The organism is Pseudomonas sivasensis (assembly GCF_021391435.1).
GTDB lineage: Bacteria > Pseudomonadota > Gammaproteobacteria > Pseudomonadales > Pseudomonadaceae > Aquipseudomonas > Aquipseudomonas sivasensis.
The window spans coordinates 1,277,667-1,295,690 of the sequence record NZ_CP090029.1; the positions used below are offsets into that span (position 1 = coordinate 1,277,667).

Sequence of the window (18,024 nt, forward strand, 5' to 3'; positions counted from 1 at the left end):
GGTGGTTAAAGATCTCAGGCGCGCAGGTATACTGCGCGCCAGTGTGGCCCGCAAGCCGGCCCCGCATCATTTTCTGCACGCTCCGGAGCTTCCATGACTTCCCCGACACAACCCCCTGTTGACGCGACCGACATCGTCGATCCGGCCAGCGCTGAAGGCGTCGAAAAAGCCGAGATCCCGGCGTTTAAGTTTCCGTTCAAGCCGGGTGAGCTGGCTGGGGCCAAGAATGCCGCCCAGCCTTGGTACAAGAACGGTGCCAAAAACGGCCACACCAAGTCACCGGGCATGGCGCCGCCGGGCACCCGTCGTTCGATGGGTAAACGCTGAGGTTAACAAGCGGCACATTGTGTCGATTGTTGCCTACAGCTTCTGCTGATCTTTCTGATTGTAGGTCCACTGCCGTTTCTTGAAAGCTTGCACAGCCTTTGCTCTGCCCCCGAGGTTCATGGGGGGAGCGAGGCGACGCTGGTCTTTCCGGAAAAGGACGTTTCCCTTGGCCCTGATACACATCTGTGTAGTGCTTGCCCTGTTGTTTTCGGCTGATGCCCTTGCGGCCGATGATCAAACGCGTCGCGAAATCCGCTTCGCCGTTGCTGCGCAATTCCCCCCCTTCCAGAGCCGCGACCCGCAAGGGCAGTTGGTTGGCCTCAATATCGAGTTGGGCAATGCCCTGTGCGTGCAGTTGAATGCGCGCTGCGTTTGGGTCGACCAAGTGGTTGTCGAAGACTTCCTCTCCCTTGAAGCCAGAAAATTCGACGCGATCATGGGGATGGCGCCCACGTCGGAACGGCGGCGTTGGGTAAGCTTCACCGATAACCTCTATCCCTTTACCACCCGGCTGGTGGGCCGCAGCACATCAGGCCTGCTGCCCCATGTTAAGTCGCTCAAGGGCAAGCGGGTTGGCGTATTGCTGGGGAGCAATCGTGAAGCGTTTGCCCGTACGAAGTGGGCGCACAGGGGCGTCATCGTCAAGAGCTTCTGGCTCAATAATGATTTGGTCCGCAGTCTGATAGCCGGCGAAATCGACGCAACCCTGCAAGGCACCGTAGAAATTCGCGAAGCCTTGCTCGACACCGACGAAGGTCGGGATTTCGACTTCCTGGGCCCGCCCATTTCGGCCGCATTGCTGGGGGATGGCGTGGCGATTGCGGTGCGTAAGCCCGACACCGCACTGCGCAAGGAACTCAACTGTGCCCTCGAACAGCTGAAACAGAATGGTGAGTATCAGCGGATAATCCGGCATTACCGGTTAGACGCTGCGCCATGAGCGCTTTTGGGTTAGGTCGATAAAGAGACTATGCAGCCCGCAACGAAATAAACGCGTAGTTGGCCGGCACTTCGGTAGCAATCTGCGCCCCGGCGTCCAGCACCTGTTCGGCGATGTCCAGCCCGGACACATGAAACACCCACTCATTGGCCACGGACGGCTGATCAATTGCCAACTCAATCGCCTGGGCAAATGCGCCCATGTCCGGCAAGTACGCGGTAAACCCATCCCCCTTGAGCGCTGTGGTGCGAATGCCCAGCAAGGCGCACACCGCTTCCTTGGTCTGCACGTCATCGCGGTCTGCCTGGCGCGAACGCTGGATCAGCGCTGCGAGTTCCTGGTCCATCAGTTCGCCGCCGATGATCAACGCCGGGCCCTGTTCCCAGGATTCTGGCGGGCAATCCTTGGCGGCAGGGTTGAGCGGGATATGCGGGTTGATCTCCATCGGGTAGATGCGGCAGACCAACGGTCGACGCTCATAGATGCGACACAGGTTGTCTTCGTCAAGATTCCGGCAGCGCCCGGCGTTGTAGGCGGCAAACGTGATTGCCACAAATGCTTCGGTGTTGCCGCTGGGTACCACCACCGAACGGCGTTCGGCGTGCTCGCGTTGCTGTTGGGGCAGGCCCAGTCCGCTACCGAGGAATCCCTCTACCAGAACAATGACGTTACCGCCGTCCGCCGCCCACATACGGGCTTCGGCGAGGGTCAGGGGGACGTGGTGGTCGGTGCAGCATTTACCGCAACCGACGCAGGAGAAATGGGTGTTCATGGCGGATCTGTCACCAGGCTAGGTCAGAGGGCACGCAGTTACGGTGACGGGTTTTTACCTCTTTCCACCGGTACGATTCTCTGGAAGCAAGTTATGCGCCAGCGCCTGTCAGTCCTCTTCGACCACATCGCGCAGTACAAACACCATACCCGCGCTCTCGTACAGCTGCCGGGCGCGTAGGTTGCTTTCCAGTACCTTGAGGTCCACATAGGGTTCACCACGTTGTTTGAACACCTGGAAGGTGTGCAGCAATAACGCGCGGCCCAGCCCCTGGCCTTGAGCGCAAGGATGTATGGAGAGGTTCTTGATGAAGGCGCTGGTCCAGCACTGGGCTACGCCGAGGATACCGTCGGCGTTGCTGGCGACCAGGCACAGCGTGGGGTCGAATTCGGCATCGGTGACGAACTGTTGCCGCCATTCATCGAGGTTGGCGACACGACCACCGCCCTGATCCTGGGTCATGCGCAGTACGGCGTGAATCGCTGGCGCCAACGCGTCACGGTAATGGTCCAGCACGGTCCCGGCCGGCCATTGTGGCGCGGGCAGGCCGGCAGTGAGGTCGCGGCGCAGCAGTTGGTAATACGCCGTCACCGATTACAGACCCTGTTGCGCCACGGTTTGCGCAGCCACCACCAGGCATTTGGTCAGTTCGGGGGATGAGAACTTGGTCAGTACCGCGTTGGCGCCGGCCAGGCGCGCTTTTTCGCTGTTCATCGCGCTGTCCAGGGAGGTGTGCAGCAAAACGTACAGATGCTGGAAGTCTGGCGTTTCACGCAGGGTGCGGGTCAGGGCGTAACCGTCCATCTCGGACATCTCAATGTCCGACACCACGACATTGATCTGCGCGGCGGTGCCTTGCAGTTCCAGCAGCACATCAATTGCTTCCTTGGCGCTGCGCGCGGTGTGGCAGGTCAGGCCGAGGTTGCGCAGGGTATGAACCGACTGCTGCAGGGCGACCTGGCTGTCGTCCACCACCAGAATTCGCGCATTGCCGAGCACTTCGGCTTCTTCCATGGTCAAGTCGGTGGGCGCCGCTTCAATCGGTGCCGGCGCGATGCCGTGGATGACTTTTTCAATGTCCAGCACCTGCACCAGGCCGCCTTCCACCTGAGTCACCCCAGTGATAAACGCACGGTTGCCGCCGGAGCCGTAGGGTGGCGGGCGGATGTCGGTCGTCAGGCAGTGCACGATCTTGCTCACCGCCTGCACATGCAGACCCTGTTTGGAACGGCTCACGTCAGTGACAATCAGGCAGCCGCCGTTCGGGTCTTCCAAGGGCCGTTCGCCCAGGGCGCGGCTCAGGTCGATCACCGACAGCGAGGCACCGCGCAGGGTGGCGATGCCTTTAACGTTCGGATGAGACTCCGGCAGTTTGGTCAGCGGCGGGCAGGGAATAATTTCGCTGACTTTCAGCAGGTTGATGGCCATCAGCTTGCCGCTGCGCAAGGTAAAGAGCAGAAGTGAGAGTGAGTCTGCGCGGGCTTTGGTGGTGGACATAAAAACCTTCTGTGGATCAGGGATGACGATCTATGAAAGGTTATCGACCCAGCCGCAGGAAACTGTAGGCGCGATCAGGACCCTTAACATCAGCCCTTCCAGACCTGCGGGTTCACCAAATCCTGCGGACGCTCGCCCAGCAGAGCACTGCGCAGGTTGTCCAACGCGCGGTTGGCCATGGCCTCACGGGTTTCATTGGTTGCCGAGCCGATATGCGGCAGGGTCACCGCGTTGCTCAATTGGAACAACGGCGACTGCGCCAGTGGCTCCTGCTCATACACATCCAGCCCGGCGCCGCGAATGGTCTGGTCCTGCAGGGCCTGGATCAGCGCCGGTTCGTCGACCACCGGGCCACGGGAGATGTTGATCAGAATCGCGCTGGATTTCATCAGCCCCAGCTCGCGCGTGCTGATCAGGTGACGGGTCTTGTCGCTCAGCGGCACCACCAGGCAGACAAAATCCGCCTCGGCCAGCAACTGGTCCAGGCTACGGAATTGCGCGCCCAACTCCTGTTCCAGCTCCAGCTTGCGGCTGTTACCGCTGTACAGAATCGGCATGTTGAAGCCCAGGCGCCCGCGACGGGCCACGGCCGCGCCGATATTGCCCATGCCGACGATGCCCAGGGTCTTGCCGTGTACATCACAGCCAAACAACGGCGCGCCGACGCTGGCTTTCCACTGACCGGCCTTGGTCCAGGCGTCCAGCTCTGCCACTCGGCGCGCGCTGCTCATCAGCAGGGCGAACGCCAGGTCGGCGGTGCTTTCGGTGAGTACGTCAGGGGTGTTGGTGAGCATGATCCCGCGCTCGTTGAAGTACGGCACGTCGTAGTTGTCGTAGCCCACTGACACGCTGGACACCACCTCCAGTTTGCTCGCGCCTTCGAGCTGCGCACGGCCCAACTTGCGACCCACGCCGATCAAACCGTGGGCGTGGGGCAGGGCTTCATTGAACTGCGCATTGATGTCGCCCAGCTTGGGATTAGGCGCGATCACCTCGAAATCCTGTTGCAGGCGTTCGATCATGGCTGGGGTGACGCGGCTGAAGGCGAGAACAGTCTTTTTCATGGCAGGCGGGCTCATCGACTACGGAAGAATGCCAAGCAAGCTAACATTCCTTGCCACTGTTGTCAGGACACGGCAGACCTAAAGTGGGCAGGGAAACATGTAGGAGGGGGCTTGCTCCCGATAGCGGTGCGTCAGTCGCCAGATGTATTGACCGATCCACTGCCATCGGGAGCAAGCCCCCTCCCACATTTGACCTGTATCGCCTGGTAGCAATCAGTTCGCCAGCCGCGCACCGCTCAGGCTGCCACTCAACTCGTACGCCACCAGCTCCGCCTGATGCGCTGCCAGGATCTCCGGCAACGAACCGCGCAGGTATTCCACCCAGGTCTTGATCTTCGCATCCAGGTACTGGCGCGAGGGGTAGATGGCGTACAGGTTCAGCTCTTGGGAACGGTAGGTGGGCATGACCCGCACCAAGGTGCCATTACGCAGGCCTTCAATGGCCGCATACACCGGCAACAGGCCGACGCCCATGCCGCTGGTGATCGCGGTTTTCATCGCGTCCGCCGAGTTCACCAGAAACGGCGAGGTGTTGATCGCCACGCTTTCCTGGCCTTCGGGGCCGTTGAAGGTCCACTTGTCCAACTGAATCACCGGGCTGACCAGGCGCAGGCAGGCATGGTTGAGCAAGTCCTGGGGGCGCTGTGCACAGCCCTTGGCCTTGACGTAGTCGGGCGAGGCGCAGGCGATGCTGTAGGTGATGCCCAGGCGTTGGGAGACGAAGCCTGAATCCGGCAGTTCGCTGGCCAGCACGATGGACACGTCATAGCCCTCGTCCAACAGGTCCGGCACGCGGTTGGCCAGGGTCAGGTCGAAGGTCACGTCCGGGTGGGTGCGGCGGTAGCGGGCAATGGCGTCGATTACGAAGTGCTGGCCGATACCGGTCATGGTGTGCACTTTCAACTGTCCGGCGGGGCGCGCATGGGCGTCGCTGGCTTCGGCCTCGGCTTCTTCGACGTAGGCCAGGATCTGTTCGCAGCGCAGCAGGTAGCGTTTACCTGCTTCGGTAAGGGCAATGCGCCGGGTAGTGCGGTTGAGCAAGCGGGTTTGCAGATGGGCCTCCAGATTGGAGACCGCGCGCGAGACGTTGGCCGTGGTGGTGTCCAGTTGGGCGGCAGCGGCGGTGAAGCTGCCGGCTTCGGCCACGCAACTGAAGGCGCGCATGTTTTGCAAAGTGTCCATGGAGTGTTCTCAGGGGAGATAACAAATTGTGACAGAAAGTTACGCCGTCCAGTGATCCCTACCAACGGATTATCGCTTGAACGGTAACAAAGATTCACAGGAATGCCAGCTTATCGCCATTCCTCCCGCCCCCTAGAATTGCGCCACCTTCCCCGCATCACCACCTCAGGAATTCGCTTGCCGTGCCGCGTCGCATCAGCAGAGAGCTGAAGACTCTCAGTGTTTGGGCCTTATCGTTAGCAATCAGCGGCTGCATCGGAACCGGAGGAATCGCCCCCCAAGGCCACGCGTTGAACGCCAATACCCTGGCCACCGACGAAGCGATCCAGAGCGCCGCCCAGGACGCCCATTGGCCCACCGCGCAATGGTGGCAAGCCTACGGCGACCCGCAACTCAACCATTGGGTCGAACTCGCCACGCACAGCAGCCCGAGCATGGCCATCGCCGCCGCGCGGGTGCGAGAAGCGCGGGCGATGGCTGGGGTTGCCGAGTCGGCCGAGTCGTTGCAGGTCAACAGCGACACCACCCTCAAGCGCCACAACTGGCCCAAGGATCAGTTCTACGGCCCCGGCGAACTGAGCGGCGCCAACACCTGGGATAACAACTCATCCTTGGGCCTGAGCTACGCCCTCGATCTGTGGGGCCGCGAAAGCAACGCCACCGAGCGTGCCGTCGACCTGGCGCACATGAGCGCTGCCGAGGCGCGCCAGGCCCAATTGGAATTGCAGAACAACGTGGTGCGCGCCTATATACAGCTGTCGTTGCACTACGCCAACCGCGATATCGTCGCCGCTACGTTGGCCCAGCAGCAGCAGATCCTCGACCTGGCCAACAAACGCCTTGATGCCGGGATCGGCACCCACTTCGATGTAAGCCAGGCCGAAACCCCGCTGCCGGAAACCCACCGCCAACTGGACGCCCTCGACGAAGAAATCGCCCTGAGCCGTAACCAACTGGCGGCCTTGGCGGGTAAAGGCCCGGGGGAGGGCGCGCAGTTGCAACGGCCGAGCCTGTCCCTTGCCGCGCCACTGAAACTGCCGTCCACCCTGCCTGCGCAGTTGCTCGGCCAGCGCCCGGATGTGGTCGCCAGCCGTTGGCAAGTGGCGGCCCAGGCCCGTGGCATCGATGTGGCTCACGCGGGTTTTTATCCCAACGTGGATCTGGTCGGCAGCCTCGGCTACATGGCCACCGGCGGCGGCATGCTGGAGTTTCTGGCGGGCAAGAAATTCAACTACAACGTCGGTCCGGCGATCACCTTGCCGATCTTCGACGGCGGCCGCTTGCGTGCCGAGTTGGGTGAAGCCAGCGCCGGTTACGACATCGCCGTTGCTCGTTACAACCAGACCCTGATCAATGCGCTCAAGGGCATCAGCGACCAGTTGATCCGCCGAGAATCCATGGACAAGCAACAAGGCTTCGCCGCGCAATCGGTGGCCTCGGCGCAGAAAACCTATGACATCGCGATGATCGCCTACCAGCGCGGCCTCACCGATTACCTCAATGTGCTCAACGCCCAGACCCTGTTGTTTCGCCAGCAACAGATCGAGCAGCAGGTCCAGGCCGCGCGTTTGAGCGCACACGCCGAGCTGGTGACCGCTCTGGGCGGTGGCCTCGAAGCAGGCAAGGACGCACCGCAGGACGCCAAGACCCTCCCGAGCAAAACCCCGGCGGCCCTCGCCGTATTCGATCACTGAGTAGGTTGTAATGACTCCCTTGCCTGCACCGCTGCGCTGGCTGCATTCCCTTGAGTGGCGCCGTGGTTTTTTCGACTGGGCACGCAGCGACGGCGTGACCTGGGTGTACATCTTCAAGGTGTTGATCGCCGCGTTCCTCACTCTGTGGCTGGCCATGCGCCTGGAGTTGCCGCAACCACGCACCGCGATGATCACCGTGTTTATCGTGATGCAGCCGCAGAGCGGCCAGGTGTTCGCCAAGAGCTTTTACCGCTTCCTCGGCACCCTGACGGGCTCTGCGGTGATGGTGTTGTTGATCGCCTTGTTTGCGCAAAACACCGAACTGTTTCTGGGCGCCTTGGCGATCTGGGTCGGCATCTGCACCGCCGGTGCGACGCGCAACCGTAACTTCCGCGCCTATGGGTTTGTGCTGGCCGGTTATACGGCGGCGATGGTTGGCCTACCGGCGCTGGCCCATCCTGATGGCGCCTTTATGGCGGCCGTTTGGCGAGTACTGGAAATCTCCCTGGGAATTATCTGCTCCACCCTGGTGAGCGCTGCGATTCTGCCGCAGACCTCCAGCGCCGCCATGCGCAATGCCTTGTATCAGCGCTTCGGGGTGTTCGCGCAGTTCGTCACCGATGGCTTGCGCGGGCGCAGCCAGCGTGAAGGCTTCGAGGCCAGCAACGTGCGCTTCATCGCCGAAGCCGTGGGCCTGGAAGGGCTGCGCAGCGTTACCGTGTTCGAAGACCCGCATATGCGCCGGCGCAATGGCCGGCTCAGTCGCCTCAACAGCGAATTCATGAGCATAACCACGCGCTTCAATGCCTTGCACCAGTTGCTCGAACGGCTGCGCACGGATGCTGCGGATCACGTGGCGGCGGCGATCAAGCCCGGCCTGCAGGACCTTGCCGAAGTGCTCGATGGGTTCTCCGGTCGCGCATTAACCAGCCCCGATGCGGCACGCCTCGTCAACCAACTGTCGGCCTACAAAGACGGCCTGCCGGCCAAGGTACGCAGCCTGCGCACGGCCTTCCAGGAAGGTGAGCCCACTGAGGCCGAGCAACTGGATTTCCATACCGCCTACGAGTTGCTTTACCGCTTCGTCGACGACCTGCACAACTACGCGCAAACCCATGCCTCACTGGCCGACCACAGCCATGCGCGGGAAGACTGGGACGAAGCCTACACGCCGAAAACCAATTGGCTGGCCTGCGCTGCTTCGGGGATTCGTGCGTCGTTTATCCTGATCGTACTCGGCAGTTATTGGGTGGCGACCGCCTGGCCCAGCGGCGCCACCATGACCCTGATTGCCGCCGCCACCGTCGGCCTGTCAGCCGCCACGCCCAACCCGAAACGCATGGCGTTCCAGATGGCCTGCGGCACCTTGATCGGAGCGTTGGTGGGCTTTGTCGAAATGTTCTTCGTGTTCCCGTGGATCGACGGCTTCCCGCTGCTGTGCGTGATGCTCGCGCCGGTGATCATCCTCGGTGCTTTCCTCGCCTCACGCCCGCAGTACGCAGGCGTTGGCGTGGGCCTGCTGATTTTCTTCAGCACGGGCTCGGTGCCGGACAATCTCACGGTTTACAACCCCTATACCTTCATCAACGACTACATCGCCATGATCATCGGCATGCTGGTGTGTGCGGCCGCCGGCGCGATCATCCTGCCGCCCAACAGCCGCTGGCTGTGGCGCCGCCTGGAGCAGGATTTGCGCGAGCAGGTGGTGTACGCGATCAGCGGCAAGCTCAAGGGTTTGGCGTCGAGTTTTGAAAGCCGCACCCGTGACCTGTTGCACCAAGCCTATGGCCTCGCCGTCGGTCAGCCGCAGGTACAACGTGATTTGCTGCGCTGGATGTTTGTTGTGCTGGAAGTCGGTCACGCGATCATCGAGTTGCGCAAGGAACAAGCGATCCTGCCAGTGCACCCGGCGTATGCCGAGTCCCAGCCGTGGCGCCAGGCGATCCGCGTGATGGGCCGCTCGCTGGTGCGGCTGTTCCTGCAACCCAGCGCGAGCAATCTGGAGCGCGGCCTGATCGCCGTCGACCACGCGATCAGCCGCGTGCAGGCCACCGACGAACCCTTCGCCCCACACTTCGACACCTCGGCGCTGCGCCGGGTGAAGAGCTACCTGCACTTTATCCGCACCTCGTTGCTCGACCCGCAATCGCCGCTGGCGGCCCTTAAAGGATCCCCCCATGCCCCGTGAAATCGCGTTCCACGGCCTCTACATGCCGACGATGACCTTGATGTTCCTGATCGCTGCAGGCCTGGCGTGGGCGCTGGACCGCTTCTTGGCCGGCTTCGACCTGTACCGTTTTTTCTGGCACCCGGCGTTGCTGCGCCTGAGCCTGTTCGTTTGCCTGTTCGGCGCCCTGGCGCTGACCGTCTACCGTTGAGAATGCCCCGATGAAAAAGTTTTTCAGCCTGCTTGCGACCCTGCTGGTATTGGCTTTGGCGATCTGGATTGGCCGCACGTTGTGGGTGCACTACATGGAAACGCCATGGACCCGCGACGGCCGGGTACGCGCCGACATCATCAACGTCGCGGCGGACGTTACCGGCGAAGTGATCGACGTGCCCGTGCGCGATAACCAATTGGTCAAAAAGGGCGACCTGCTGATGCAGATCGACCCCGAGCACTACCGCATTGCGGTCAAGCAAGCGCAATCGTTGGTGGCCTCGCGCAAAGCCACCTGGGAGATGCGCAAGGTCAACGCCCACCGCCGCGCCGACCTCGACGCCTTGGTGATTTCCAAGGAAAACCGCGACGACGCCAGCAACATCGCCGACTCGGCCCTGGCGGATTACCAGCACGCGCTGGCACAACTCGAAGCGGCCGAACTCAACTTGAAACGCACCCAGGTCGTGGCGGCGGTGGATGGCTACGTCACTAACCTCAACGTGCATCGTGGCGACTACGCGCGCATCGGTGAAGCCAAGCTGGCCGTGGTGGGTATGAACTCGTTCTGGGTCTATGGCTTCTTCGAAGAAACCAAGCTGCCCCATGTGAACGTCGGTGACAAAGCCGATATGCAGTTGATGAGCGGCGAGACGTTGAAGGGCCACGTAGAAAGCATCTCCCGAGGCATCTACGACCGTGACAACCCCGAGAGCCGCGAGCTGATCGCCGACGTGAACCCGACCTTCAACTGGGTGCGCCTGGCCCAGCGTGTGCCGGTGCGAATTCACATTGATGAAGTGCCGGAAGGCGTTTTGTTGGCGGCGGGCATCACCTGCACCGTGATCGTTAACCAAACGCCGAACTGAAATGTGGGAGGGGGCTCCCACATTCGATTTTTGTTGATAGGCAGATTGGGCACCGCTTCAGGTTTTTGCGTTCGCTCTGAACTTTCTTCGACGTTTGACCCGCAGCATGCTGACGAATCGGCGGTGGTTTCTTGTATTTAAAATCAGCAGGCAGAACAGCGATTGAAGTAATGGAAATAATGCAAACAAAGTAACCGGGTTGTTTCCCAAGTAGCCTGCTGAAAGCAAGGCGTTCAGTGCCGCGACGCCTGCAAGCAGTGGCGGCCCAGAGCGAAACCCCACCGCCACCAAGGTCAGGCCAATGCACATGGCCAGTAGCAGTGCCATGCTTGCCACGACCGCATATTCGACAGGGAGATAATTTATTCGGGCGTAATACGACAGGCTATGTGACAGGTTGCCTGAAATGCTGACTAAGTTCATTGAGACCCCCATACCCACAGTGAATGCAAAACGTCGGGTGTATCGAGTTAACGTTCGGGGATCTTGCAGGGTGTTGATGTCATTGTTCATGGCTGCTGAACTCTTCATAAATGCCGATAACAATAGGGTTGATATTTCCGGACAGGCCGCTGCCGGTAACTGCCAGAGCGGCACCCACCTGATCGGAGAGTTGAATGAGAAGGTCTTGGCGTAACTGGCCGTTGTTGAAGCGCTTGGGGAGTGTTCCGGCCAACTGCTTTAACCGAATTATTTCGCCAGAGTGACGAGGGTTCTGCAGGCGCAGAACTTCGTATGTCAGCTTTGCGCGTTCCTGTCGGCTCATACGCCTCAAAATGTCGGTCAGGTTGCGGCCTGTCGTATTTTTGATAGTCATGACAGTCTTTACCGTGACAAATGTCGTGCTGCCCGCACCCACCAAAGAAATGCCATCCAAGGCTACGGTCATTGCCTGATACCAACTAAGGCTGTCGTAATAGTCGTTTTCAGATGGGTTGGTTAGTTCTTTGTAGGTTCTCCATATGCCGTTGCCACATTGCAAAGCACTGGCGGCTGCAGCGGTATAAGCAATGTAAGTAATTGCAAGGCTGGAACCTGCACTGATAGGCGCTGACGCGATGCCTACCTTGGCAACGATAATCCCAATCACAGCCCCACTGCATGCCAAGGCCATCCCCGCTGCCTCGCGCCATAGCTGCGACTCGCGCGGTGAGTTTGCCAACCACTGCGCATACTCATCGGCAGTCATCACCGGCCGCGCCACTTCCCGCAGAATCACCCTCTTAGGCCTGATGCTGCACAGCGGCACAAACTCGCGCAGCACCGTCACCTGATAGCCGCTGCCGATATGCACCACACCTGCCCCGACGATGGTCGGGTCGGCATCAATGGTTCGATACAGTTTGGGCAGGTCCAGCAGGCTGGTCAGTCGCTGGCGAGTTGTGGTGTGCGCATCCGGCACCCCGCTTCGCAGGAAATCGCTTGGCATCCTTTCACCTGTGAGTAGACAGAGGTGAAAGATCCTGGGGATAGTTTCCTGGTAATGATGTCGGGCCGTTCGCTATTTTTTGTAGGAGCAGGCCTGTGAGTTATTTCATGGCGCTACATAAGTTTCATGCAAATGCCGCCACAACAGCGCGCCACTCGCCTGCTTCTCAAACACCACGGTCGCGCGGCGATCGGTCCTAGTGCCGCTGTCATCCACCTGAAGCTCCCGATAAGTCACCGTGGCCCCGCGCGCATGTCGGTCAATCCCGGTCATTTCACTCAAGGTGATTTTCAATCCCGGGCGCATTCCGCCCAGGCGAGTGAACAGCGCGTTGACCCCGGCGGCATTGACGCGTGTGCCGGTGGCGGGGGCTATCATGCTGAACTCTGGCGAGAAGCGCGCAAGCAGGTTTTGCAGGGTGCCTTCTGGCGCAACCCCGGCAAACCATTGCTCGATCTCGACGTGGGTCTGGATCACTTCTTCAAAAAAATCGCTGTAATCGATCATCAGGGAGACTCACTGGCAGGGTGGAGCAATGTGCGGATCCTGGACGCATCCAGGCGCAGCACTGCAAAAAGAGGCAGCAGGGTCAAGGCTGCTGCAATCGTGAAGGTTAAGGCGTAAGAATCCAAGGCCGACAACAGCGCACTGAGTGCGGCTGCGCCCAGGCAAAAGCTGATTTGCCGATTGATATTCCACAAAGCGCTGGCGTGGCCCATGCGTTCGGCGGGGATGTCGAGAAACGCCAGCGTCTGTGCCGTGCTGCTGCACAAGCTGCCGCCCAGGCCCATCAAGGCGTAGGCCGGAATAATCAGGGCCGGTTCGTTCAACACCAGAATGCCACTGCATTGCAGCGCCATGCCCGCCATCAGCAACGGTTTTGGCCCGCAGCGATTGAACAGTTTTTTGCCGAGGAAAATCGCCAGTGCCGAGGCCATTGCCCAAGGCAGCATCAGCGCGCCGGTTTGGGTGGCGTCGTATCCAAGGTCGTGAAGGTAGAGGATGGCGATCAGGCTGGTGCCGATGAATACGCCGGGAATGAACAAATAGACCAGCATGGCGATTCGCAGCATAGGGCTGCTGACCTGTTTGAAAATACGCCTCACCTCCAGCTTGGGACGTACACGCGTGGGGGTGTCGGGTTTTATCCACAGCTGTGCGAGCAGCAAGGTGATCAATGCCAGCGGCAGGTTGGCATAGAAGATCCAGCGCCAGGAGAGGCTGTCGACAATCAAGCCGCCCAACGCCGGTGACAGTGCGGGAACCAACAGCGCCACCGACATCACCCTGGCCGTGAGTTGGCTGCGCTCTGCGGGAGGAAAATGCCGATAAGCCATCGCCTGTCCCACGGGAATCAACAGGCCGCCGCCCAACCCTTGCAATAAACGCCAACCGATCAGCGCTTCAATCGAACTCGCCTGCCCCACCATTACCGACGCCCCGGCAAACAGCAGCAAGCTGACGACCATCAAGCCGCGCTCACCCATCATGGCTGCCAGCCATACGCTGAACGGAATAATCACGGTGAGGCCGAGCATGTAGGCGTTGCCCACCCACGCCAATTGTGTGACCGAGGCGTGCAATTCGCGGGCGATATCCGGGTAGGCGACCGTGGCGACGAACATGTTCACCAGGTCGAGGGCAAAGCCCAGTAAAAAGATCCAGGTGACTTTCGAGGGGTAGGTCATGGGCGCGATCCTGCAAGAGAGGCCGGCAGGGTAGGCGTCACGGCGAGTTTGGGATACGCCGCTTTGGCTGCTACTTTGTCAAAAATATTTTGACAAGGGAGGGCCCGGCTGATGGTAAGCCTGGACCGATTCGATACGTTCAAGGCCGTGGTCGAGGCCGGCTCGCTCACGGCAGCGGCCGATCTACTGGGCCAGACCCGCGCCGTGGTCAGTTTCAACCTCAAGCGCCTGGAAGCTGAACTCGGCGTCACCTTGCTGACCCGCAACACCCGTCAGCTGGCGCTGACCGATGCCGGCGAACGCTTCTACCTGCGTTGCACACGCGTGCTCGAAGAAGCGCAATTGGCCGTGGAAGAAGCCCGCTCGGAGCATGCCCAGCTCAAGGGCACCCTGCGCATCACCACCACAGTGGAATATGCGCTGGCCGTGGTTGCCCCGGCGGTGGAAGCTTTCCGCAGCCAGCACCCGGACTTGAACATTCACTTATCCACATCCTCCACTCACGCTGATTTGATCTCCGAGCGCTTTGATGTGGCAATAAGATTGGGGCGGCTGCTGGATTCCAATCATCGCGCGGTGCAGTTGTCGACGTTCGAGGTGTTTGCGGTAGCGGCGCCAGCGCTTGCCGGGGCGCAAACGCTGGATGAGCTGGAACACATGCCCAAGCTGGGCCATGGCCGTTTGACGGAACTGAGCGTGACCGACCCTTCGGGTGGCGAGCATCAGTTCCGCACCGGGCCCGCTGCACTGGTGGCCGACAGCGCTGCAGTGCTCCAGGCGTTTGCCGTGCGCGGCCATGGAGTGGCAGTCCTGCCGCAATGGCTGGTACAGGATGACCTGGAGGCTGGGCGATTGATCCGCTTGCTGGCAGACCATCGTTTCGCCCCACAGGGGGTTTATGGGGTGTATCCGGACACGCGGCACCTGCCCCTGAAAGTGCGGGCGTTTATTGATTTTATGAAGGGTTAAAGCTTTCCGGCCAAGCCGAAGCGCTTTTTCAATACGGTCTCAAGCAACCCCTTGGGCAACAACGCCGCCATCAACGGCAACGCCCGGCTGCCGTTGCCCGAGCGCAAAAGGCGCGGCGGCTGTGGTTGTTGCACCGCCTTGAGCACATCCGCCGCAAACACGCTGGCTGGGGTGGGCTTGTCCTGAGAGGCCTGGCTGCGTGCACGGATACCTTCGCGCAACGGCCACCACGGCGATTTTTCGTTGATCAACAGCTCGGCCTGGGCGCCCGCGTTTTTTGCAAAGCTTGTATCGATGGCGCCAGGTTGCACTTCCATCACTCGGATGCCAAAGGGTGCCAGCTCCATGCGCAAAGCATCGCTCAAGGCATGCACTGCTGCCTTGGAGGCGCAGTAGGCGCCGGCAAACGGGGTGACCAATACGCCGGAAACGCTGCCGATATTTACCACCAGGCCTTTGCTGCGACGCAGTGCGGGAAAGAACGCCTGGGTCACGCCGACGATGGAAAACACATTGGTCTCGAATTGCCGCTGCATCGCTTCTGTGCCGCCATCGAGCAGCGGGCCCATGGCGCCGTAGCCGGCATTGTTGATCAACACGTCCAACTCCCCCCATTGCTCGGCCAGGTGTTGCAGGGCGGCGCTGTCGTTAACGTCCAGTTGCAGAGCGTTGAAACCGGCGGCGCTAAGGGCGTCGACGTCGTCCTGGCGGCGGGCGCTGGCCCATACGTCGAAGCCAGCAGCCTTGAAGGTATCGGTCAGGGCGCGACCGATGCCGCTGGAACATCCGGTGATGAGTACGTTGGGCATGGATCAGTCCTTTGTCAGTCCGAGAAGCTGCCTTGCAGGTGCTCGGCACGAAATTCCAGGGTTTGCGGGCGGTAACCGGGGCGCAGCGGTGGGGTGGGAAGACAATCGTCCCACGTCGCGCCGGCCTGCAATTCGCCGGGGCCTCGATAGCGCGGGGCAGCATAGACGTTATCGGCCAGGTTGACCGTGTCGCCCGGCGCATAGGCGGCGACGCGCCAGCGCAGTTCGGTCAGCGGCACGTCGTTGCCGTTGTTCAGGGTCAGTTTCAGCGGGCGGTCGGCGGGGCAGTCCTGCGGGGCGTAGGTGATGCGCAGTTCAAGACGGGCCAGTTGCGAGGCTTCGCGGCTGTCCAGCCAGACCACCCAGACGGCCACGCAACCCAGGCCTGCTAAGGCAGCAAGGGAAACCGGAAGGGCCTTGGCCGGGTAGCGTAGCAGGAGGATCAGCCAGGTGATGATCAGGAGAACGCCGAAGAACATGGAGACCACCTCGAATAGGGAACGAGCATCCTAACTTAAGCGTAGGTGGGATTGGCTACCTTGAGTGCTGTGGTGGGCGTGCCGGCCTCATCGGGGGCAAGCCCCCTCCCACATTTATCCGCGTACAGCACTTTGGAGTGCGGTCGAATGTAGGAGGGGCAAGCCCCCTCCCACATTTATCCGCGTACAGCCTTTGGAGTGCGGTCGAAGGTGGGAGGGGCAAGCCCCCGGCCACATTTATCCGCGTACAGCCTTTGGAGTGCGGTCGAATGTAGGAGGGGCAAGCCCCCGCCCACATTTATCCGCGTACAGCCTTTGAAATACGGTCGAAGGTGGGAGGGGGCTTGCCCCCGATGAGGCCCTCACAGCCAGCGCAAATCCCAAACAAAAAGCCCCCACCCAACCCACTGCGGATAGGGGACGCAATGGGCTGGGTGAGGGCTTCTTGTACGACTGTTTTACTGCGCGATAGTTTTCACCGACACGCCACGTTCAACCGGCGTCGAGCGACCGTAGATATCTTCAAAACGCTCGATATCGTCTTCGCCCAGGTAGCTGCCCGATTGCACTTCGATGATCTCCAACGGGATCTTGCCCGGGTTGCGCAGGCGGTGCACCGAGGCGATCGGGATGTAGGTGGACTGGTTCTCGCAGAGCAGGAACACGTTCTCGTCACAGGTGACTTCGGCAGTGCCGCTCACCACGATCCAGTGTTCGGCGCGGTGGTGGTGCATCTGCAGCGACAGGCAGGCGCCCGGCTTGACCGAGATGTGCTTGACCTGGAAGCGTCCGCCCATGTCCACCGAGTCGTAGGAGCCCCACGGACGATAGACTTCGCAGTGGTTCTGGGTTTCGCTGCGGCCCTGTTCGTTGAGGGTGTTGACCATCTGCTTGACGCCCTGGACCTTGTCCTTGTGGGCAATCATCATCGCGTCCTTGGTTTCCACCACGACGATGTTTTCCAGGCCGATCACCGACACCAGTTTGCCGTTGCCGTGGATCATGCAGTTCTTGCTGTCCTGGATTACCACGTCGCCCTTGGTGACGTTACCGTTGGCGTCTTTATCGTTGACCGCCCACAGCGAAGCCCAGCAACCTACGTCGCTCCAACCGGCGCTCAGCGGTACGACGCAGGCGCGTTGGGTTTTTTCCATCACGGCGTAGTCGATGGAGTTGTCCGGGCAGCAGGCGAAGGTGGCTTCGTCGAAGGACACGGTGTCGGCGTCTTGCTGGCTGCGTTCAAGGGTCAGCACGCAGGTGTCGTAGATGTCCGGGTCGTGCTTTTTCAGCTCTTCCAGGAAGCGGCTGGCGCGGAACAGGAACATGCCGCTGTTCCAGAAATAACCGCCGCTTTTGACGAACTCGACGGCGCGTTTTTCATCGGGTTTTTCCACGAACTGCTGCACGCGGCTCACGCCTTCGGGCAGCAGCGAATCGTTGGTGGACTTGATGTAGCCGTAGCCGGTTTCCGGACGGGTCGCCGGTACGCCGAAGAGCACCATCTCGCCACGTTCGGCAGCCACGGTGGCCAGGGCCAGGGCGCGTTGCAGGGCTTTCTGGTCGTCGATCACGTGGTCGGCAGGCAACACCAGCATCAGCTCGTCACGGCCTTCGTTGACCAGCATCATCGCGGTCAGGGCCACGGCCGGCGCGGTGTTGCGACCGAACGGTTCCATCAGGATGCGTTGGCATTCCAGTTTACGGTTGGCCAGTTGCTCGTTGACGATGAAGCGATGGTCCTTGTTGCAGACCACGATCGGGGAGTCCATGCCTTCGAACACCAGGCGTTCCAGGGTTTGCTGGAACAGCGTGTGCTCACCGGTCAGGGCCAGGAATTGTTTTGGGAACTGTTTGCGGGAAAGCGGCCAAAGACGTGAGCCGCTACCACCGGAAAGGATTACTGGGATCATGTGTTTCTCCTTGAA

At 60.8% G+C, this 18,024-nt stretch carries 19 protein-coding genes; 7 read left to right on the plus strand and 12 right to left on the minus strand.

The window, feature by feature from the left end:
• The first annotated feature begins 93 nt into the window (after positions 1 to 93).
• Positions 94 to 327, plus strand: coding sequence for a hypothetical protein (locus tag LRO94_RS05670; protein WP_032886334.1), 234 nt, complete (start codon positions 94 to 96; stop codon positions 325 to 327).
• Positions 328 to 493: 166 nt separating this feature from the next.
• Complete coding sequence (locus LRO94_RS05675; protein ID WP_095183873.1) at positions 494 to 1,267, plus strand: transporter substrate-binding domain-containing protein; 774 nt, start codon at positions 494 to 496, stop codon at positions 1,265 to 1,267.
• A 28-nt stretch (positions 1,268 to 1,295) separates the two neighbouring features.
• On the opposite strand, the gene LRO94_RS05680 is transcribed toward LRO94_RS05675, so the two are convergent.
• The 5 genes from LRO94_RS05680 to LRO94_RS05700 all read right to left on the minus strand — a co-directional run bounded on the left by LRO94_RS05680 (position 1,296) and on the right by LRO94_RS05700 (position 5,782).
• Positions 1,296 to 2,039 (minus strand): YkgJ family cysteine cluster protein, encoded by a 744-nt coding sequence (locus LRO94_RS05680; RefSeq protein ID WP_122680341.1) that lies wholly within the window; start codon positions 2,037 to 2,039, stop codon positions 1,296 to 1,298.
• Between the two features lie 108 nt (positions 2,040 to 2,147).
• Positions 2,148 to 2,630, minus strand: a complete 483-nt coding sequence (locus tag LRO94_RS05685) for a GNAT family N-acetyltransferase (RefSeq protein WP_032886337.1) — start codon at positions 2,628 to 2,630, stop codon at positions 2,148 to 2,150.
• Between the two features lie 3 nt (positions 2,631 to 2,633).
• Positions 2,634 to 3,536, minus strand: coding sequence for a chemotaxis protein CheV (locus LRO94_RS05690; protein WP_032886338.1), 903 nt, complete (start codon positions 3,534 to 3,536; stop codon positions 2,634 to 2,636).
• A gap of 89 nt (positions 3,537 to 3,625) precedes the next feature.
• Positions 3,626 to 4,600 (minus strand): 2-hydroxyacid dehydrogenase, encoded by a 975-nt coding sequence (locus tag LRO94_RS05695; RefSeq protein WP_032886485.1) that lies wholly within the window; start codon positions 4,598 to 4,600, stop codon positions 3,626 to 3,628.
• Between the two features lie 213 nt (positions 4,601 to 4,813).
• Positions 4,814 to 5,782: a LysR family transcriptional regulator gene (locus LRO94_RS05700; RefSeq protein ID WP_027604744.1), complete on the minus strand. Its 969-nt coding sequence runs from the start codon at positions 5,780 to 5,782 to the stop codon at positions 4,814 to 4,816.
• Between the two features lie 182 nt (positions 5,783 to 5,964).
• Between LRO94_RS05700 and LRO94_RS05705 the strand changes: the two genes are divergently transcribed.
• Genes LRO94_RS05705 through LRO94_RS05720 form a run of 4 tightly spaced genes read left to right on the plus strand, consistent with a single transcriptional unit; the run spans position 5,965 to position 10,725 of the window.
• Positions 5,965 to 7,476, plus strand: coding sequence for an efflux transporter outer membrane subunit (locus tag LRO94_RS05705; RefSeq protein ID WP_179179504.1), 1,512 nt, complete (start codon positions 5,965 to 5,967; stop codon positions 7,474 to 7,476).
• Positions 7,477 to 7,486: 10 nt separating this feature from the next.
• Positions 7,487 to 9,664 (plus strand): FUSC family protein, encoded by a 2,178-nt coding sequence (locus tag LRO94_RS05710; protein WP_032886340.1) that lies wholly within the window; start codon positions 7,487 to 7,489, stop codon positions 9,662 to 9,664.
• A complete protein-coding gene (locus LRO94_RS05715; protein ID WP_032886341.1) occupies positions 9,654 to 9,854 on the plus strand; it encodes a DUF1656 domain-containing protein in 201 nt (66 codons plus the stop codon). The genes LRO94_RS05710 and LRO94_RS05715 overlap by 11 nt, the downstream gene beginning before the upstream one ends.
• A gap of 10 nt (positions 9,855 to 9,864) precedes the next feature.
• Positions 9,865 to 10,725, plus strand: coding sequence for an efflux RND transporter periplasmic adaptor subunit (locus tag LRO94_RS05720; RefSeq protein WP_179179503.1), 861 nt, complete (start codon positions 9,865 to 9,867; stop codon positions 10,723 to 10,725).
• A 57-nt stretch (positions 10,726 to 10,782) separates the two neighbouring features.
• Here the strand turns inward: LRO94_RS05720 and LRO94_RS05725 are convergent, their stop codons facing one another.
• The 4 genes from LRO94_RS05725 to LRO94_RS05740 all read right to left on the minus strand — a co-directional run bounded on the left by LRO94_RS05725 (position 10,783) and on the right by LRO94_RS05740 (position 13,842).
• Positions 10,783 to 11,238 (minus strand): hypothetical protein, encoded by a 456-nt coding sequence (locus LRO94_RS05725; protein WP_233896964.1) that lies wholly within the window; start codon positions 11,236 to 11,238, stop codon positions 10,783 to 10,785.
• Entirely contained in the window at positions 11,228 to 12,154 is a 927-nt protein-coding gene (locus tag LRO94_RS05730) for a hypothetical protein (RefSeq protein WP_050442824.1), read from the minus strand. The genes LRO94_RS05725 and LRO94_RS05730 overlap by 11 nt, the downstream gene beginning before the upstream one ends.
• Positions 12,155 to 12,259: 105 nt before the next feature.
• Complete coding sequence (locus LRO94_RS05735; protein WP_032886344.1) at positions 12,260 to 12,661, minus strand: hypothetical protein; 402 nt, start codon at positions 12,659 to 12,661, stop codon at positions 12,260 to 12,262.
• Positions 12,661 to 13,842: an MFS transporter gene (locus LRO94_RS05740; RefSeq protein WP_233896965.1), complete on the minus strand. Its 1,182-nt coding sequence runs from the start codon at positions 13,840 to 13,842 to the stop codon at positions 12,661 to 12,663. The genes LRO94_RS05735 and LRO94_RS05740 overlap by 1 nt, the downstream gene beginning before the upstream one ends.
• A 111-nt stretch (positions 13,843 to 13,953) precedes the next feature.
• On the opposite strand from LRO94_RS05740, the gene LRO94_RS05745 reads away from it, so the two are divergent.
• Complete coding sequence (locus LRO94_RS05745; RefSeq protein ID WP_032886347.1) at positions 13,954 to 14,811, plus strand: LysR family transcriptional regulator; 858 nt, start codon at positions 13,954 to 13,956, stop codon at positions 14,809 to 14,811.
• Here the strand turns inward: LRO94_RS05745 and LRO94_RS05750 are convergent.
• The 3 genes from LRO94_RS05750 to LRO94_RS05760 all read right to left on the minus strand — a co-directional run bounded on the left by LRO94_RS05750 (position 14,808) and on the right by LRO94_RS05760 (position 18,009).
• Entirely contained in the window at positions 14,808 to 15,620 is an 813-nt protein-coding gene (locus tag LRO94_RS05750) for an SDR family oxidoreductase (RefSeq protein ID WP_179179502.1), read from the minus strand. The two genes, LRO94_RS05745 and LRO94_RS05750, sit on opposite strands and share 4 nt — an antisense overlap.
• Positions 15,621 to 15,634: 14 nt before the next feature.
• Positions 15,635 to 16,099, minus strand: coding sequence for a multidrug transporter (locus LRO94_RS05755; protein ID WP_099601162.1), 465 nt, complete (start codon positions 16,097 to 16,099; stop codon positions 15,635 to 15,637).
• Positions 16,100 to 16,557: 458 nt separating this feature from the next.
• A complete protein-coding gene (locus LRO94_RS05760; RefSeq protein WP_032886351.1) occupies positions 16,558 to 18,009 on the minus strand; it encodes a mannose-1-phosphate guanylyltransferase/mannose-6-phosphate isomerase in 1,452 nt (483 codons plus the stop codon).
• Between the last annotated feature and the right edge of the window lie 15 nt (positions 18,010 to 18,024).